This is a genomic window from Pyramidobacter piscolens W5455, assembly GCF_000177335.1.
GTDB classification, from domain to species: Bacteria; Synergistota; Synergistia; order Synergistales; family Dethiosulfovibrionaceae; genus Pyramidobacter; species Pyramidobacter piscolens.
In genome coordinates this window covers 1-525 of the sequence record NZ_ADFP01000138.1, presented here as the reverse complement: position 1 = coordinate 525, position 525 = coordinate 1, and the positions used below count along the sequence as shown (strand labels likewise).

Annotated in this window: 2 protein-coding genes; one reads left to right on the top strand and one right to left on the bottom strand. The window is 61.9% G+C overall.

The genetic code is table 11. The features are described 5' to 3' along the window. A partial coding sequence (locus tag HMPREF7215_RS13875) for a hypothetical protein (protein WP_232205568.1) occupies positions 1-261 on the top strand: 261 nt, incomplete at its 5' end. A gap of 45 nt (positions 262-306) precedes the next feature. Here the strand turns inward: HMPREF7215_RS13875 and HMPREF7215_RS13740 are convergent. Further along, positions 307-525 (bottom strand): hypothetical protein (locus HMPREF7215_RS13740; protein WP_040551236.1); only part of this gene is annotated, 219 nt, incomplete at its 5' end.

Sequence of the window (525 nt, the reverse complement as noted above, 5' to 3'; positions counted from 1 at the left end):
TGTGGCCTCCCTAAAGCTGAAAATTTTCGGGCCCTGCAGGGGCCGCTTATCGAAAATCAAGCCTGCGTCATCTCTCCTGCGACCGCGTCACAAAGGACCGTCGCCGACAGCTTCTTTCTCCGTTCCAGCAGACGACTCCACCGCGATGCGGGCGGAGAGGCCGCAGACGAACGTTCTGCTTTTTCGCTCGTCCATACAAGAGTGAACAGGTTCTCTGGAATTTTATCAAAGAGCGCCCGTCTTGTCCACCGTCGCCGCTAATTCAATTAAAAAAACAAAAAACTGGAAAGCGCTGCCGTCTGCCCTTTACCCTTTTCTCCGCTTCCAAGCCCACGTCAGCAGCGCCCGCGGCCGCCAGACCGGCGGCACCGCGTCGAAGAATCCCAGCCTTTCGCCGCCGAGATAATACGCCGCCGCCAGCAGCCCGCCGGCCAGAATCGCCACGACTCCGCTTCCCCGCAGCCGCCAGAGCGCCGCGCACGGCAGCGCGAACGCGAGCGACGCCTTCCACACCGCGCGGGCCGC